This window comes from Paenibacillus sp. P22 (assembly GCF_000469945.2).
Taxonomy (GTDB): Bacteria; Bacillota; Bacilli; order Paenibacillales; family Paenibacillaceae; genus Paenibacillus_O; species Paenibacillus_O humicus.
Map to the genome: position 1 here is coordinate 15426 of NZ_CBRA020000009.1, position 15201 is coordinate 30626.

General features: G+C 57.5%; 15 protein-coding genes, 1 tRNA gene and 1 pseudogene. 3 read left to right on the forward strand and 14 right to left on the reverse strand.

Annotated features, from left to right (window positions below; genetic code table 11):
* Nucleotides 1-20: 20 nt before the first annotated feature.
* The 7 genes from BN871_RS02555 to BN871_RS02585 all read right to left on the reverse strand — a co-directional run bounded on the left by BN871_RS02555 (nt 21) and on the right by BN871_RS02585 (nt 8502).
* Nucleotides 21-1307 (reverse strand): adenylosuccinate synthase, encoded by a 1287-nt coding sequence (locus BN871_RS02555; protein ID WP_048744288.1) that lies wholly within the window; start codon nt 1305-1307, stop codon nt 21-23.
* Nucleotides 1308-1946: 639 nt separating this feature from the next.
* Nucleotides 1947-3302, reverse strand: coding sequence for a replicative DNA helicase (dnaB, locus tag BN871_RS02560; RefSeq protein WP_048744290.1), 1356 nt, complete (start codon nt 3300-3302; stop codon nt 1947-1949).
* A gap of 19 nt (nt 3303-3321) precedes the next feature.
* Nucleotides 3322-3768 carry a 50S ribosomal protein L9 gene (gene rplI / locus BN871_RS02565; RefSeq protein ID WP_048744292.1) on the reverse strand — a complete coding sequence of 149 codons (447 nt, stop codon included), beginning with the start codon at nt 3766-3768 and terminating at the stop codon, nt 3322-3324.
* Nucleotides 3765-5726, reverse strand: coding sequence for a DHH family phosphoesterase (locus BN871_RS02570; RefSeq protein ID WP_021878889.1), 1962 nt, complete (start codon nt 5724-5726; stop codon nt 3765-3767). The genes rplI and BN871_RS02570 overlap by 4 nt, the downstream gene beginning before the upstream one ends.
* 15 nt (nt 5727-5741) lie before the next feature.
* Nucleotides 5742-6650: a DUF2232 domain-containing protein gene (locus BN871_RS02575; protein ID WP_021878890.1), complete on the reverse strand. Its 909-nt coding sequence runs from the start codon at nt 6648-6650 to the stop codon at nt 5742-5744.
* A 294-nt stretch (nt 6651-6944) separates the two neighbouring features.
* Nucleotides 6945-7355: a CBS domain-containing protein gene (locus BN871_RS02580; RefSeq protein ID WP_021878891.1), complete on the reverse strand. Its 411-nt coding sequence runs from the start codon at nt 7353-7355 to the stop codon at nt 6945-6947.
* Nucleotides 7356-7383: 28 nt separating this feature from the next.
* A complete protein-coding gene (locus BN871_RS02585) occupies nt 7384-8502 on the reverse strand; it encodes an LCP family protein (protein ID WP_021878892.1) in 1119 nt (372 codons plus the stop codon).
* 192 nt (nt 8503-8694) lie between these two features.
* On the opposite strand from BN871_RS02585, the gene BN871_RS02590 reads away from it, so the two are divergent.
* Nucleotides 8695-9048: a DUF4870 domain-containing protein gene (locus BN871_RS02590; protein WP_021878893.1), complete on the forward strand. Its 354-nt coding sequence runs from the start codon at nt 8695-8697 to the stop codon at nt 9046-9048.
* 5 nt (nt 9049-9053) lie between these two features.
* Here BN871_RS02590 and BN871_RS02595 read toward each other — a convergent pair whose 3' ends face one another.
* On the reverse strand, nt 9054-9815 hold the full coding sequence (locus BN871_RS02595) for a DUF1836 domain-containing protein (protein WP_021878894.1): 762 nt from the start codon (nt 9813-9815) through the stop codon (nt 9054-9056).
* Between the two features lie 239 nt (nt 9816-10054).
* Between BN871_RS02595 and BN871_RS02600 the strand changes: the two are divergent.
* Nucleotides 10055-11394, forward strand: a pseudogene (locus BN871_RS02600) (hemolysin family protein).
* A gap of 117 nt (nt 11395-11511) precedes the next feature.
* Here the strand turns inward: BN871_RS02600 and rpsR are convergent.
* Genes rpsR through rpsF form a run of 3 tightly spaced genes read right to left on the reverse strand, consistent with a single transcriptional unit; the run spans nt 11512 to nt 12704 of the window.
* Complete coding sequence (rpsR, locus tag BN871_RS02605) at nt 11512-11790, reverse strand: 30S ribosomal protein S18 (RefSeq protein WP_021878897.1); 279 nt, start codon at nt 11788-11790, stop codon at nt 11512-11514.
* A 20-nt stretch (nt 11791-11810) separates the two neighbouring features.
* Nucleotides 11811-12386 (reverse strand): single-stranded DNA-binding protein, encoded by a 576-nt coding sequence (gene ssb / locus BN871_RS02610; protein ID WP_021878898.1) that lies wholly within the window; start codon nt 12384-12386, stop codon nt 11811-11813.
* A 33-nt stretch (nt 12387-12419) separates the two neighbouring features.
* Nucleotides 12420-12704 carry a 30S ribosomal protein S6 gene (gene rpsF, locus BN871_RS02615; protein WP_048744296.1) on the reverse strand — a complete coding sequence of 95 codons (285 nt, stop codon included), beginning with the start codon at nt 12702-12704 and terminating at the stop codon, nt 12420-12422.
* A 432-nt stretch (nt 12705-13136) separates the two neighbouring features.
* On the opposite strand from rpsF, the gene BN871_RS02625 reads away from it, so the two are divergent.
* The gene (locus BN871_RS02625) at nt 13137-13322 is read left to right on the forward strand and encodes a YjzC family protein (RefSeq protein ID WP_021878901.1); all 186 of its coding nucleotides are present in this window, start codon (nt 13137-13139) and stop codon (nt 13320-13322) included.
* Nucleotides 13323-13718: 396 nt separating this feature from the next.
* On the opposite strand, the gene BN871_RS02630 is transcribed toward BN871_RS02625, so the two are convergent.
* The 3 genes from BN871_RS02630 to BN871_RS02640 form a co-directional block, all read right to left on the reverse strand.
* Nucleotides 13719-13809: transfer RNA gene (locus BN871_RS02630), tRNA-Ser, on the reverse strand.
* Nucleotides 13810-13949: 140 nt separating this feature from the next.
* A complete protein-coding gene (locus BN871_RS02635; RefSeq protein ID WP_021878902.1) occupies nt 13950-14180 on the reverse strand; it encodes a DUF951 domain-containing protein in 231 nt (76 codons plus the stop codon).
* An 83-nt stretch (nt 14181-14263) separates the two neighbouring features.
* Nucleotides 14264-15175: a mechanosensitive ion channel family protein gene (locus tag BN871_RS02640; protein WP_021878903.1), complete on the reverse strand. Its 912-nt coding sequence runs from the start codon at nt 15173-15175 to the stop codon at nt 14264-14266.
* Nucleotides 15176-15201 lie beyond the last annotated feature (26 nt).

Below are 15201 nucleotides of genomic sequence, written 5' to 3' on the forward strand. Positions count from 1 at the left end.
ACAGCTGCGTGCTCGTCTTCCTATTCGTAAATCGGACGAACCGGATTCGTCTGCTCGCGGTTGCGGCCGACGGAGAAGATCGCGATCGGGATGCCGGTCAGCTCGGATACCCGCTCCACATAGCGGCGGGTGTTCTCCGGCAGGTCGGCCAGCGTCTTGGCCCCGCTGATATCCTCGGACCATCCCGGCAGCTCCTCGTAGACGGCTTCGCATTCCGCCAGCATCTTCAGGCTGGCCGGATAGTGCTCGATGACCTCGCCGCGGAACTTGTAGCCCGTGCAGATTTTCACCGTTTCCAGGCCCGTCATGACGTCGAGGGAGTTGAGGGACAGGCCCGTGATGCCGCTGACGCGGCGGGCATGGCGCACGACGACCGTATCGAACCAGCCGACACGGCGAGGGCGGCCCGTTACCGTGCCGTATTCATGGCCGGTCTCGCGGATCTGGTCGCCGATGGCGTCATGCAGCTCCGTCGGGAACGGACCGTCGCCGACGCGGGTCGTGTAGGCTTTGGCTACGCCGATGACCTGCTGGATTTTGGAAGGGCCGACGCCGGAGCCGATGCAGACGCCGCCGGCGGTCGGATTGGACGACGTGACGTACGGGTAGGTTCCTTGGTCGATATCGAGCATGACGCCTTGAGCGCCTTCGAACAGCACGCGCTTGCCGGAATCGATGGCATCGTTCAGAACGACCGACGTGTCCGTCACGTAAGGGCGAAGACGCTCCGCATGAGCGAGGTATTCCGGCAGGATGGCGTCTGCGTCGAGCGGCTCGCCGCCATACACCTGCTGGATGACCTGGTTCTTCTCTTCTACCATCCGGCGCAGCTTGCCTTCGAACTCCTCCGCATCCATCAGATCGGCGATGCGGATGCCGGCGCGGGCCGCCTTGTCCATGTAGCAGGGGCCGATGCCCTTGCGAGTCGTGCCGATTTTATTGTCGCCTTTGCGCTCTTCCTCAAGACCGTCCAGCACGAGATGGTACGGCATGATGACATGGGCGCGGTCGCTTATTTTCAGGTTGTCCGTCGAGAACCCGTTTTCATGGATATAGTCGATTTCGTCAAGCAGCGCGGCTGGATTGATGACCATCCCGTTGCCGATGACGCAGGTCTTATTATGATTGAAGATGCCGGATGGAATCATCGTCAGCTTATACTTCTTGTTGTCGATCAGAATCGTGTGGCCGGCATTGTTTCCGCCTTGGTAACGGGCGACCACTTCCGCTCCGTCCGCCAGATAATCGGTAATTTTGCCTTTCCCTTCGTCTCCCCACTGCGTGCCGACAACAACAACTGTAGACATGATCATACCTCCGCTTTACTGCCTGAATTTACTGTCTTATGCTTCGCCGCGGAACATGCTCTCATGCAGGCGCTTTCGCACGTTACTACGTGCAAGCAGCTGGGCGGCGAAAAAAGCAGCAAACCCAGTGTACCAGCCCTGCCATGGGATGTCAACAAATAAGGCGAACGATACCATTGCAGTTTCGTTTAATGTTCGGATTTAGAGGGCATTCCTGCTTTGCCTCAAAGCATTTTGCATCACAGAGATGCCGGGGTCGGATCGACCCCGGCACAATTCCGAAGATCAGGTCAGATGCAGGCAGCGGGCTGAGCCATTTTCCGTATTGGACCATCTAGAATCTTTAATACGGCACAAAAACTCTACGGCTTCTTGCCCGATATGAAAAAAAATCCGGACCCCCATGCGTCCTGTGCAAGCAACGCCGGTTATCCGGAAGGTTTAATCGCCTGATCGAACCCGCAAGCCTATGACGCCGGCTCGTGGGTTCGCCTGATCGAACCCGCAAGCCTATGACGCCGGCTCGTGGGTTCGCCTGATCGAACCCGCAAGCCTATGACGCTGGCTCGTGGGTTCGCCTGATCGAACCCGTAAGCCTATGACGCCGGCTCGTGGGTTCGCCTGATCGAACCCGCAAGCCTATGACGCTGGCTCGTGGGTTCGATCCAAGCTGACAAATTTATTAAAATTTTTCAAGAAAGCGAGCTCCACCGTTCCGACCGGACCGTTACGCTGCTTGGCGATGATGATCTCGATGATGTTCTTTTTCTCGGTTTCCTTATCGTAGTAATCATCCCGGTACAGGAACGCGACGATGTCGGCATCCTGCTCGATCGATCCGGATTCCCGCAAGTCGCTCATCATCGGACGCTTGTCCTGCCGCTGCTCGACGCCCCGGCTGAGCTGGGACAGGGCGATGACGGGAACCTCGAGCTCCCTCGCGATCTGCTTGAGCGTACGCGAGATTTCGGAGACCTCCTGCTGGCGGTTCTCGCCCGACTTCCCGCGTCCCTGGATCAGCTGCAGGTAGTCGATCAGAATCATCCCGAGGTTGCGCTCCTTCTTCAGGCGGCGGCATTTGGCCCGGATATCGCTGACGGTGATGCCCGGCGTATCGTCGATATAGATCTCCGCTTCGGACAGCGCGCCGATCGCCATCGTGAGCTTCTCCCAGTCGTCGCCTTCGAGGAAGCCCGTCCGCATGCGGCCGGCGTCGACGTTGGATTCTGCGCATACCATACGCTGGACGAGCTGGGCCGCGCTCATCTCGAGACTGAAGATGGCGACCGTCTCGCGCGAGCGCACGCCTACGTTCTGGGCAATGTTCAGAGCGAATGCCGTCTTGCCGACCGAAGGGCGCGCCGCAACGATAATAAGGTCGTTGCGCTGGAAGCCGCTCGTCATCTTGTCGAGATCGACAAAGCCCGATGGAATGCCGGTGGAACCGCCTTTGTTCGTATACAGAAACTCTACGCGTTCAAAAACTTCCATCAATACGTCGCGGATGGAGACGAAGCCGCTGCTGGAGCGCCGGTTGGCGATCTCCATGATGCGCGATTCCGCCTCGCTCAGCATGAGCCCGATATCGTCGGAAGCTCCATAGCCGTCGGAGACGATCGTCGTCGCCGTGCGGATCAGACGCCGCAGCATCGATTTCTCTTCGACGATCTGGGCGTAGTACTCCACGTTGGCTGCAGTCGGAACGACCGTGGCCAGCTTGGCCAAATAGCTGACGCCTCCGACCTCGTCGAGCTGCTGCCGGTCGCTGAGATACGCCGTCAGCGTGACGAGGTCGATTGGCTGGTTGTTCTCGCCCAGCTCGATCATCGCTTCGAACACGATCTGATGCTGGTTCAAGTAGAAGTCTTCGGGACGGATTTTCTCCATCGCCGTGATCAGAGCTTCCGCCTGCAGCAGGACGGCGCCAAGCACCGCCTGCTCGGCTTCCGTATTCTGCGGGGGAACCCGGTCAAACATCAATCCTTCCTGGCTCATCCCCGTAGTCCCTCCGTTCTCATTCTTCCGCCGCCTGCACCTTCAGCTTGCCCTTCACCTGAGGGTGCAGCTTGACGTCCAGATTGCTGAATCCGAGCGCCCGAATTGGCTCCTGGAGCTCGATTTTGCGCTTGTCGATCTTGATGCCTTCCTGCTTCTCCAGCGCTTCGGCAATCTGCTTCGTCGTGATGGCTCCGAACAGGCGGCCGCCTTCCCCGGCTTTGGTCCGCACGACGATCGTCAGCGTTTCCAGCTTCGCGGCCAGCGCCTCGGCATCCGCTTTCTCCTGAGCCTTGCGCTTGTCTTCCGACGCCTTCTGCATTTCCAGATTCTTGATGTTGCCTGCTTCAGCCGGCTTTACGAGCCCTTTCGGGAGCAGGAAATTGCGTACGTAGCCTTCCGACACTTCCTTGATTTCGCCGCGCTTGCCCTGGCCTTTTACGTCCTGCAGGAATATGACTTTCATTCGAACAACTCCTCTTCCTCATTCATTTGGCTCAGCACAGCCCTGAGCTTGGCTTCCACCTCGCGCACGGAACCGTCCATCTGGCAGGCGGCATTCGTGAGATGCCCGCCGCCGCCCATCCGCTCCATGACGACCTGTACGTTCATCTGGCCGAGCGACCTCGCGCTGATGCCGACAAGTCCGTCCTGGCGCTCCGCAATGACGAAGGACGCATAAACGCCCGTCATGTTCAGCAGCGTATCGGCCGACTGCGCGATCAGCAGCTGGGAGTAGCGCTGGCCCGGCTCCGTTACCGCGAGGGCGATGTGTTCATGCACGATCTCGGCATGCTTGATGATATCGGCTTTCTTCAAATACTCTTCCAAATCTTCCTTCAGCATCCGCTGCACCATCGAGGTATCGGCGCCGTTGCGGCGCAGGAACGAGGCCGCCTCGAACGTGCGGGCTCCCGTGCGCAGCGCGAAGCTCTTCGTATCGACCGTGATGCCGGCGAGCAGAGACGTCGCTTCGCGGATGTCGAGCACGAGCCGGTCGTGAATATACTGAAGCAGCTCCGTCACGAGCTCGCAAGCCGATGAAGCATACGGCTCCATGTAGATCAGCACCGCGTTCGGGATGAACTCCTCTCCGCGGCGGTGATGGTCGACGACGACGATCCGGCCGGTCTGGCTGAGGATGCGCGGCTCCTTGATCATCGACGCCTTGTGCGTGTCCACGACGACGACCAGCGTCCGGGCATCGACGAGCCCGAGGCTCTGCTCCGGCGAGATGAAGCGGCGGTACAGACGCTCGTCTTCCTTGAGCAGCTCCATCATCTTCTGGATGGACGGGTTGATGCCCTCCAGGACGATGAACGCTTCCTTGCCGAGATGCTGCGCTGCCTTGGCAACGCCGATCGCAGCGCCGATGGCATCCATATCCGGCATCTTGTGGCCGACAATGACGACCTTCTCGCTCTCGCGGATCATATCGCGCAGCGCATGGGCGATGACCCTTGCCCGCACGCGGGTCCGCTTCTCGACCGCGTTGGATTTGCCGCCGTAGAAGCTCTGCCGCTCTCCCACCTTCACGGCCGCCTGGTCGCCTCCGCGTCCTAGCGCCATGTCCAGGCTGATCTGAGCCCATTGGCCAAGCTCCGATATGCTCGAAGCCCCCGCCGCGAAGCCGATGCTGAGCGTCATCGGAATCTTGAGATCTCCGGTCATCTCCCGAACTTCGTCCAGGATGATGAATTTGGACAGCTCCAGCTGCCGCAGCGCCTTCTGGTCGGTAATGAGCAGGAACCGGTCGGAGTTGAGCCGCTTGATATACAGGTTCTCCTGCTGCGACCATTCCGTGATTTCCGTCGTGACACGGGACAGCAGCGTCGTCCGCTGCTGATCGTCCATCGACTGCGACACCTCGTCGAGGTTGTCGATGAACACGATTCCGAGCGCGAGCTTCTCTTCTTCATAAGCCTTGGACAGCTGCCACATCTCTGTGATTTCGCGGATGTACAGAAGCTTGTCGCCCGGCTTGAACAGCAGCTCGTAAATATCGGCGCCGACGGCGACCTCCATCTTGCCCGGCCTATCCTTCGCCTGGGCGAGCGCGGGGAACAGATCGAGCAGCGGAACGCCGACAACCGAATCCCGGTCCATCATGTCCGCGACAAAAGGATTATGCCACTCTACGATACGATCGTCATTGAATAGAATGATGCCGAAAGGCAGCTCGTTGATGACTTCGCTGCCGACTTTTTTGACACGGTAGGACAAGGTGCCCAAATATTTCTTGAGATCCTTGCGGAAAGCCTTCTCCGCCAGGAAGATATAGACGCCGCAGAGGATCGTGAGGACGAACGCGGCCGCGCCAAGCGGCCACTCGAACCAGAACAAGGCCGCCGACAACGCAATCATGAGGACGAGAGCCAGCACCATATGGGTCCCGTGCCAGCGCTTAAGAAGCAACTTCGGCATAGTACACGCCCCTGTTCAATGTTTCTGGAACGACTTGCGGATCGGGAACGCCGCATCCAGCACTCCGATCAGGCTGAGCGGAGGGAAGATAAGCAGGATAATGCTGATGAGGACCGGAACGGGCTTCGCCCAGCCCTTCTGATGCGCCAGGAAGAAGAAAAAGCCCATCGCCTGGACCGTGAAGGCCATGCGAAGCAGCGGAACCAGATTCAGCAGCGCCACCGATAGGAACGAGTTGTCTCCCGCGGGGATGAACATCTGCACGACCAGCGCAATCAAATAATACGTGACGAGCACGCGCGGCAGACGCCATTCATGGGCGGGCGGCATTCCGGGAACAGCCATGCCGAAGCCGGCCAGCGCCCTCCGGGACAAATACTGCGCGACAGCCGTTGCCGCGAATGCCATCAAGAGCAGCGCCTGAGGAATCGCCTGTACGGTCATCTTCACGACCATATCGGTATTCTCCGCCGTCCAAATATCCGACATCACGCCCTGGCTCGCCACGTTGCCGAGCATATCCTGCATCCGATCCTGCATCTCGCGGATCAGGGAGACGCCGAATACCGACTCGAACACGAGCAGCTCGACCAGCGCCAGCCCGAGGATCGTAAGCAGCACCGCCGTCATGGTCCTGCGGACGGGCTTGCCTTGCCGGTAATGATGGCCCATCACGATAGCGGGCACGAGAAAGAAGAGTCCGATAATGACAGAGGCCGGTCCGCTACCCGGCACGAAAAAGGCGATCAGAAATACCGGCACGATATGAGCGGCGAACATTCCTCTGGACAAAGTGGCGTATAGAACCACGAACGGCACCATGATCAAGGCGACGGTCAGCCAGTTCAGCAGCGGCACTCCCATAGAGAGCAGCAGCAAGAGAGCAATAGCGCTCCACAGGATGGATTTCCCACCGAATTTCAAACCCGTTCACCTCTTGGATTAATAAAGGTCTATCTAAGCGCCTCCCGGCAGAAAACGCAGGAAGCTGTACCTCTCATTATAACACAAATCCCGGCGGTGCAAGCTACGCCCGTACCGCCGGGATTGCCTGCCTCTCCCCTCCCGCGGGACGCGCCGCCTCACCAGCCGTCGTCCGATAGGCTCTCTGGGCGGCTGGCAGGACAGTTTGCGGCCCGCTCGCGCTGCTGCGGCAGCTTGGATCCGCGGCAAAAAATGCCCTGCCGCAAATGCGGCAGGGCATGCAGGAAGCTCGCTTCAGGATTTCTCCTGGAAGATGGACTTGGCGCAATAGTCGATGATGTCGCTGCGCCGGACGATGCCGATATAACGCTGCATGTCGTCGACGACAGGCACAAAATTCTGCGCCTTGGCAAGCGAGATGAGATCCTCCATGTTGGCATCGATCCGGACCGGCTTGTTCCTCACCCGCATCGGCACCTCCGACAAGGTGACGCGGCTGGTCTGCTCGAAGCTGAGATTCTCGTTCTTCATGAACCAGAGAAGGTCGCCCTCCGTGACCGTGGCCGCGTACGCGCCGTTTTTATCCAAAATCGGCACCGCCGTATAGCGATGGTATTCCATCTTCTCCAGCGTCTGCCGCAGCGTCGCTTCAAGCGTCAGTGTAATCGTCTCTGCCTTGGGCAGAAGAAAAAAAGCAATATTCATTTCTCAGCTTCTCCTATCTTGGAGAAGGTCACTGGTTCTCATCGGAAGAAGCCGTCGTGACCTCCGGTCCTTTGCCGGATTCGCTCCTGGCATCGTTGGTCGACCCCGAGGCGGCATCCAGCGTTTCGCTGTCCTTCGATGCGGCGCCCGTCAGCTGCTCCATCGTCAAGGATTTGTTCATCCAGTCGGCGATCAGCTTCCTGCTCGCCTCAACGTCTTTCTCGTCGGCAAAGTAATACCAGGCCCCATTTTCGCTGAGCTTATGTCCTTCGCCTTTGAGCGTGTGGGTGTAGATGGCCCGGTTGCCGCTTTGCAGCATCGCCTTGGCTTTGTCGATCATCTCGGATGGCGGAATGTCGGTCGCGAAGTTTTTGCCCATGATGCCGACGAATTCCGGAATGCGCGTCCAGGAGGATACGCTGGAGGCCTCGTCCATGATGGATTCCACGAACGCCTGCTGGCGCTCGGTGCGGCTGATGTCGCCGCCGGCATCCTCGCGGTAGCGGACGAAGTTGAGCGCGTCGGTGCCGTTGTACTTGCTCTGCCCGGCCTTGACGACGAACTTCTCATGATCGGCTTCCTTGTTGACGAGATCCTTTTCGACCGGCAGCGGAATGCCGCCCATCGCGTCGATCAGGTTGCGGAAGCCCTCGAAGTTGACCGCGGCATAATAATCGACCTGGTTGCCGAGCAGATTCTCCACCGTGTCGACAGCCATTTTGGCTCCGCCGAACGCATAGGCATGCGTGATTTTGTCTTTCTTGTCCTTGCCGACGATCTCCGTATAGGTGTCTCGAGGCATCGATACCATCAGAATCGCTCCATCCGATGGACGGACGACCGTAAACATCATCGTATCCGAGCGTCCCTGCTCGGCGCCGCGCGCATCCACTCCAAGGAGGAGGACGGAGTACGGGTCGGCTTTTTGATATTTCACGGGATTGGCTGCAGGCGGCTTGCTGTCGACGGTCGGCTGGTACGAGCCCTCCAGCTGCTTCTCCACTTTTTTGGAAAGAAACATATCAAAGCCCCATAGGGCGAGAGTAGTCCGGTTGAAATAGCCTACGGTTCCCAGGACGAGAAGGACGGCCAGGACGGAAGCCGTCCATGTCCACGCCTTGCGGGCGCGAGATTTTTTGGGTTTCATGGGTGAATTCCTTTCTGCTGAGGGTGCACGGCTCCATTCATTTTAGCCTAACTGTAGACGAGTAACCTTAAAGAATAGTTACAAATTGCTTAAAACTTGCCTGCAATACCCCTGTATCCATCGCATACCCGCGCTCCAATGCACATAAACATGGCCTAATGACTGTATTTTATGGAAAAGGAGCCTGGACACATGCACCCTTCTCCAAGAAGAGCCGATCCGTCTTCCACCGGCCTCGATCCGCGGCTGGCCGCTTTCCTCGGTTATCTCGGCAGCTTCGTCGGGGCCTTCCTGCTCCTTCTATTGGAAAAGAAGAGCCGGTATGTCCGCTTCCATGCCGTGCAATCCATTCTTTTCTCCGCAGCTTACCTGTGCCTGAGCATGGTTTTCGCCCTCGTCCCCGTCATCGGCTGGCTGCTGGGAGGATTGCTCGCTCCGCTCGCCCTGCTGGTCTGGATCGGCCTTATGATCGTTTCCTTGCAGGGCAAGCAGGCCCGGCTGCCCGTGCTCGGGGACTGGGCCGAGATGATCAGCGGCGAGTTCTAGCCGGGTCAGTTCAGGAACAGCGTGGCGTTGCTGTACCTTCTCGACAAGGAATGGAAATAAGCGGCCTGGACGGAGAACACGGCGATCAGCAGCAGATTGCCGAGCGCTTCGGCTTCCGTTTCATCCAGGCCGGACAAGCCGCTTATATAACGGCTTGCCCCTTCTCTGGCCTTGGTTTCCAGGCTGCTCTCCATGCCGTTGCCGGACACGCTCTCCGAGGGAGCCGCGTCAAGAATTTGATCTCCGTCAGCATCCAATTCTTCAAATAGAGCAGAATAAGCCTGGTAAAAGTCCACGGGGCTGAGGAGGCTTTTCTCTCCTCCGCAGCCGAACAGCCGGCCGAGAAGCTTGCGGATGGATTCAAAGTCCAGACTGGCCTTAAGATCATCGATAATAAATAGAAGCGCCGCCTGTTCGAGCGAGTACTTCTTGCCGGCTTTGGGCGATTCAAAGTACCTCTTGAAGTCCCGCTTGACCCAGTTCTGCATGGCCGTGATGGAGAGGCCCGCGTACGGAATCAGCTGGCCCAGAGCAGCAGCCTCCTGGAGGGACATTCCCTTCAGCCCCTGCCCCTTCATCAGCTTTTCCAGAACCGCCGGCCAATCCGTGGACAGGAACGCCGGCAGTGCCCTGCCCGAGCTTACTTGCTTGCGATGGCCTTTTTTCCAGGCCTGCTGGACGATCTGAATCGGGGTATGGTCGCCCTTCCCGTCCAGAGACATGAGCAGCGCCGCCATCTCGCTGCGCTTAAGCAGAAATGATTCCACTGCCGCTTTCCTCCCTTCGGATTCCTTATCCGATCATATGAACCTATCATAAAGCCCGCAAATAGGCCTGTAAAGGCAAGTGCGGGCATGAAAAGGGCTTATTTCGGCGTGACAAAGACCGCTAATGAGCTTATACCGTCCGGCAAGGCCTTTTCAAACAGTTGAAGTGAGATCCTCAAGTTCGTTATACTGGTTCATAAGAACTTATTCTAAGATGAAAAGGATGTCGATGTACACGAATGGACAGTATAGGCTTAAATTTGGCTTTGGTGGCTTTGCTTATCTTTTTGACCGCCTTCTTTGTAGCAACGGAATTCGCCATTATCCGAATCCGCCCCAGCCGCGTCAACCAGCTGGTGCTTGAAGGCCGCAAAGGCGCCTTAGCCGTGCAGCGCGTTACCAGCAACTTGGACGGTTACCTGTCCGCCTGTCAGCTCGGTATCACCATTACCGCCCTCGGTCTTGGCTGGCTCGGCGAACCTACTGTAGAGAAGCTGCTGCATCCGCTATTCACTCAGTTCGATTTGAATGAGAGAGTGAGTAGTCTACTGTCCTTCCTGATCGCTTTTGTCATCGTGACCTACCTTCACGTAGTCGTCGGCGAGCTGGCCCCTAAATCCTGGGCGATCCAAAAAGCGGAATTCATCAGCTTTCTCGTTGCCAAGCCGATCATCCTGTTCCATAAAGTACTCTACCCGTTCATCTGGGTGCTGAACGCTCCGCCAACGGCCTGATCCGCCTGTTCGGCCTGCATCCCGCCAAGGAGCATGAGGACGCCCACTCGGAGGAGGAAATTCAGATCATCCTGAGTGAAAGCCTCCAGAGCGGCAAGATCAATACGACCGAATACGGCTATGTCAGCCGGATCTTCGCTTTCGATGAGATGGTCGCCAGAGAGATTATGGTGCCCCGCACCGATATGGTCTGCCTGTTCACGAACCATACCCGCGAAGAGAACCTGGCTGTCATCCAGCGTGAACAATATACTCGTTTCCCTGTAGCTACTGAAAGCAAGGACAACATCGTCGGCATGATCAATACGAAGCAGCTCTTCCTGACCTATCAGGAAGACAAGGAATTCAAGATGAAGGATCTCATTCATCCCGTCCTGTCGGTGCCGGAGAGCATCCCGGTCAAGCAGCTTCTGCAGCGCATGCAGCGCGACCGCGTCCATATCGCCATCCTTGTCGATGAGTACGGCGGCACATCCGGCCTGATTACGATCGAGGATATTCTGGAGGAGATCGTCGGCGAGATCCGCGACGAGTTCGATGAAGACGAGCGCCGCGAGATCGAGAAGCTCGAGGAGAACTGCTACCTGCTGGACGGCAAAGTTTCCCTTGATGAGCTTGGACACATGGTCGGACATGACTTTCACGACGAAGACACCGATACGATCGGAGGCTGGCTCTACGCCCGCATCCCGTCGCCGAAGCCCGGATTCCGGTACGAGTTTGACAACATGACCTTCATCATTCGCGAAGCAACCAAGAACCGGATCCGCAAGGTCGAGATGATCATCCGCGATTCGGCCGATGAATTCGAAGATACTCCTGAGCTTCATGATCAAGAAGACTGATCGGACTGCAGCCCTGCGCTCTTATGCGCGGGGCTTTTTTTGCATGCGGATGCGGTTATCCTGGCAAACTAAAAAACAGCCCCTCCGGAAATCCGGAAGAGCTGTTGTCGCAACGGCTTAGTTGTCCGTCGTATATGGCAGCAGTGCAACTTGACGCGAACGCTTGATAGCGGTCGTCAGGGCGCGCTGGTATTTCGCGCTGGTGCCCGTTACACGGCGTGGCAGAATTTTGCCGCGCTCGCTGATGAATTTCCGGAGCAGATCCGTGTCCTTGTAATCAATATGCTTGATTTTGTTCACGGTGAAGTAGCAGACTTTACGGCGCTTGTTACGGCCGCCTTTGCGGAATTTGCGTTCTGGACGCTCGCCGCCGTCTTCTCTTTGCTTGAATCCCATGGTTTATCCGTCCTTTCTAGTTAGAATGGCAAATCATCTTCGGAGATGTCGATGGGGCGTCCGTCATCCGAGAATGGATCCCGGTTTCCCTGAGAACCTCCGCCGCCGCCGCGATTGCCCCCGTAGGAACCTCCGCCTTGGTTGCCGCCGCTCGACTGGCCGCCGCCGTATCCGCCACCGCTGCTGCCGCTTCCGCCGCCATTGCCGCTTCCGCCGCTGTAGCCGCCGCTTCCTCCTGCATTGTACGAGCCTTCTTCACGCGAACCGCCATCGCGGTTACCGGATTCGAGGAAACGGACATTGTCGGCAATAATCTCCGTCACGTAGACGCGCTTGCCTTCATTGTTCTCGTAGTTCCTTACCTGCATCCGGCCTTCAACCGCCGTCAGACGGCCTTTGCGCAGATAGTTGGCGCACGTCTCGGCAAGCTGCCTCCACGTGACAATCGGAATGAAATCGGCTTCGCGTTCCCCGGACTGGCTGTTGAAGGGCCGGTCCACCGCCAGCGTGAATTGCGTTACCGCAACTCCGGACGGGGTATAGCGAAGTTCTGGATCTTTGGTCAATCTGCCAATCAGAATGACACGGTTCAACATCGTACCCGCCTCCCAAGTTCAAACAATCTTGGCTTACGCTACGTCTTTGACGATCAGGTAACGGATAACATCATCCGTGATTTTGATGACGCGATCCAGCTCGTTGATCACTTCGTTGGTTCCGTTGAAGTGGACGAGAACGTAGATGCCGTCACGAATCTTGTTGATCTCATACGCAAGACGGCGCTTGCCGAGAACATCGGACTTGGTAACTTCTCCGCCATTGTTGATGATGCCATTGAACTTTTCGACGAGAGCTTGAACGGTTTCTTGCTCCGTCTCTGGACGAATGATGTACATCACTTCGTATTTGCGCACTTTGATTCACCTCCTCTTGGACTAAGCGGCCCTTTCTGCCTGAGCATAAGAGCAAGGAGCGAGAGACTTAACTCTAACTCGCATACCCACCTACTATATCAGAACAGCTTGTACGATGCAAGCTGAGCGGAGGCCGCTTCCAGATTTTGAACGGCGCTTGAGCAGTCTCCCTCCTGCACCCTCCGAATGACGGTTTCAGTTATGTTCTCGGCTCCGAGGCAGCCGCAGCCGCCGGCTCGGACGGACCGGACCCCGACTTCGAGCCCCCTTGCCGCAGTCAAGAAAAGCGACGGAACAAGCCTTCCTCTCCCCCTATCCATGCGAATAATTGCCGCTGATGATTCGCTCCCGGGAAGCCGAAACTATAGGTCCGGCGCGTCATGTCCGCAGCGGGCACGGCGGTCGGAAAATCCGCGGACGAGGTGAATCGTAATGGGCGAACGCACCAAGTTTGAACAAGGCTTCAAGGCTCCTAACGACGGATGGTACATGGAGGCCGGCGAGGACTCCTTCCACATGGGGATCTCACATCCCAAGAAGATCTCGCTCAAGAAGGGTCAGCATTTCCCGAAAACCTCGAACCACAACCGGGTCTGGGTGAAAATGCCGAAGGTCTGATTTTATTTCTTTCCGGGCGAATAAGGCGGCCATCCTCCGCTCATACTATCCTTGACGGCGCGACAAGATGAGGGTGTGGTTCCGTTGGCCGTAAAAAGCGCAAGGACACTGCAGGGAAAGCACGTACATGAACGCAGAGAAGCGAGGGGTTGTGCCAAAGACATTAGTCTGCAGGGACATCGCCGCAGCAGGCAGGGAAGTCGCTAGACATCCACAGCCGGGCGGCATACCGGATTTCGATGAGGGAAGTGCAGCTTGAATTGCGAACTCCATTAAGCGCCGTCGGAAGAGGACCCGCAAGGGTCCTCTTTTCCGTATGTATAGATGCAGTCCGGCAAGTAAACATTGACGCAAAAAAGCGGCTCTTGGAAAGAGCCGCGTTAGATGCAAATGTTATGGCGGAGAGGGTGGGATTCGAACCCACGCACGCCTTGCGACGCCTAACTGATTTCGAGTCAGCCCCCTTGGGCCACTTGGGTACCTCTCCGCAAGCAAAAATTATCATACCATAGCTGGACTAGTGTACGCAAGAGCATATGAAAAGTCTGACAATTCGCATGGCTGAGCCCATGCTGCCTCTACGGGCGGTCAATACCGCTCCCCGCTCCCGTTCCCTTCGCCCAGCGTTCAGGAAGCCGATCCGCTCTCCCCTTGCCTGTCCTCCGGCGCAGCGGAACGAAGCACCTTCTTCATGTTCTTCTCGAACTTCGCCCGGGGGATCAGGACGCTGTGCTTGCATCCGGTGCACTTGATGCGGATATCCATTCCCATCCGAATGATTTCCATTTCATTCGTTCCGCATGGATGCGGCTTCTTCATCAGCACGACATCGCCAAGCTCGAATTGCTTGCGTTCCATCGCTTCATTCCCCCTTCAGCGCTTGATCACAGCCGGGTTGGCCCCTGCGGTAAGTTCCCTTCATCTTACCATGGGCTGTGAGATCAGGCCAGCGCATCTTGCTGCCCGTCCTCACGCTCCCGCAGCAAGCGCTGCAAGTCCATATTGATCTGCCTGGTGACGGAAGCCTCCGTATTCGGCATGCATTCCGCCACGATGCGCAGCTTGTACTCCGCAGTCGTCATGGAGGATATGCCGAGCAGCTCCGGCGGCTTGACGAGGTTGGCGTTCTCCATGGCGGCAAGCATGTCCTTGACCAAGGCTGCCGTCTCATCCAGCCTGTCGCCGTTGGGCATGTCCACATCGATGACCGCGAGCGAGTTGTTCCGCGAATAGTTGGTCACCTGCGCGATCGTTCCATTCGGGATGATATGGACTTCGCCGGTCCAGCTCTTCAGCCTCGTCGTACGCAGACCGATCAGCTCCACGGTGCCTTTATAGGTTCCCGTCTGGATGATGTCTCCGACAGCGAACTGGTCCTCCAGGATGATGAAGAATCCGGTGATGACGTCCTTCACCAGACTCTGGGCGCCGAAGCCGATGGCCAGGCCAAGCACGCCTGCGCCGGCGAGCAGCGGGCCGATCTGGATGCCCACCAAGGGCAGCACAAGCATCGCCGTAATGAAATACACCACATACGAAGCGACATTCTTCATCAGCCGGCCGACCGTGACGACACGGCGCGTCTGCAGCGGCACTTTGGACTCCCGCTCCAGGATCCGATCGATCGACTTGTTGACAATCAGGATGATAAGCCGGCCGATCAGCAGGATCAAGGCGATCTTGATCAGGATAATCCCCGAATTGACCCAGAATGTCGAGGAGAACTGCTCCTTCATCGCCGAGAGGAACTCATTCGTTTTTTCTGCCGCTTGATCGGCCGCAGAGGCGAGAGTTCCTTCATTATCGGGGCTTGCCGCATTTTCCACCGCAGCGTTCGTCAAATAGGGGTTCATCTATACCTCTCCTTTCATCCGGCGGA

Excerpts from the sequence above, each read along its gene's own strand:
- BN871_RS02555 (WP_048744288.1), bottom strand. The coding sequence starts at position 1,307 with ATGTCTACAGTTGTTGTTGTCGGCACGCAGTGGGGAGACGAAGGGAAA.
- dnaB (WP_048744290.1), bottom strand. The coding sequence starts at position 3,302 with ATGAGCCAGGAAGGATTGATGTTTGACCGGGTTCCCCCGCAGAATACG.
- rplI (WP_048744292.1), bottom strand. The coding sequence starts at position 3,768 with ATGAAAGTCATATTCCTGCAGGACGTAAAAGGCCAGGGCAAGCGCGGC.
- BN871_RS02570 (WP_021878889.1), bottom strand. The coding sequence starts at position 5,726 with ATGCCGAAGTTGCTTCTTAAGCGCTGGCACGGGACCCATATGGTGCTG.
- BN871_RS02580 (WP_021878891.1), bottom strand. The coding sequence starts at position 7,355 with ATGAATATTGCTTTTTTTCTTCTGCCCAAGGCAGAGACGATTACACTG.
- BN871_RS02585 (WP_021878892.1), bottom strand. The coding sequence starts at position 8,502 with ATGAAACCCAAAAAATCTCGCGCCCGCAAGGCGTGGACATGGACGGCT.
- BN871_RS02590 (WP_021878893.1), top strand. The coding sequence starts at position 8,695 with ATGCACCCTTCTCCAAGAAGAGCCGATCCGTCTTCCACCGGCCTCGAT.
- rpsR (WP_021878897.1), bottom strand. The coding sequence starts at position 11,790 with ATGGGATTCAAGCAAAGAGAAGACGGCGGCGAGCGTCCAGAACGCAAA.
- ssb (WP_021878898.1), bottom strand. The coding sequence starts at position 12,386 with ATGTTGAACCGTGTCATTCTGATTGGCAGATTGACCAAAGATCCAGAA.
- BN871_RS02625 (WP_021878901.1), top strand. The coding sequence starts at position 13,137 with ATGGGCGAACGCACCAAGTTTGAACAAGGCTTCAAGGCTCCTAACGAC.
- BN871_RS02635 (WP_021878902.1), bottom strand. The coding sequence starts at position 14,180 with ATGGAACGCAAGCAATTCGAGCTTGGCGATGTCGTGCTGATGAAGAAG.
- BN871_RS02640 (WP_021878903.1), bottom strand. The coding sequence starts at position 15,175 with ATGAACCCCTATTTGACGAACGCTGCGGTGGAAAATGCGGCAAGCCCC.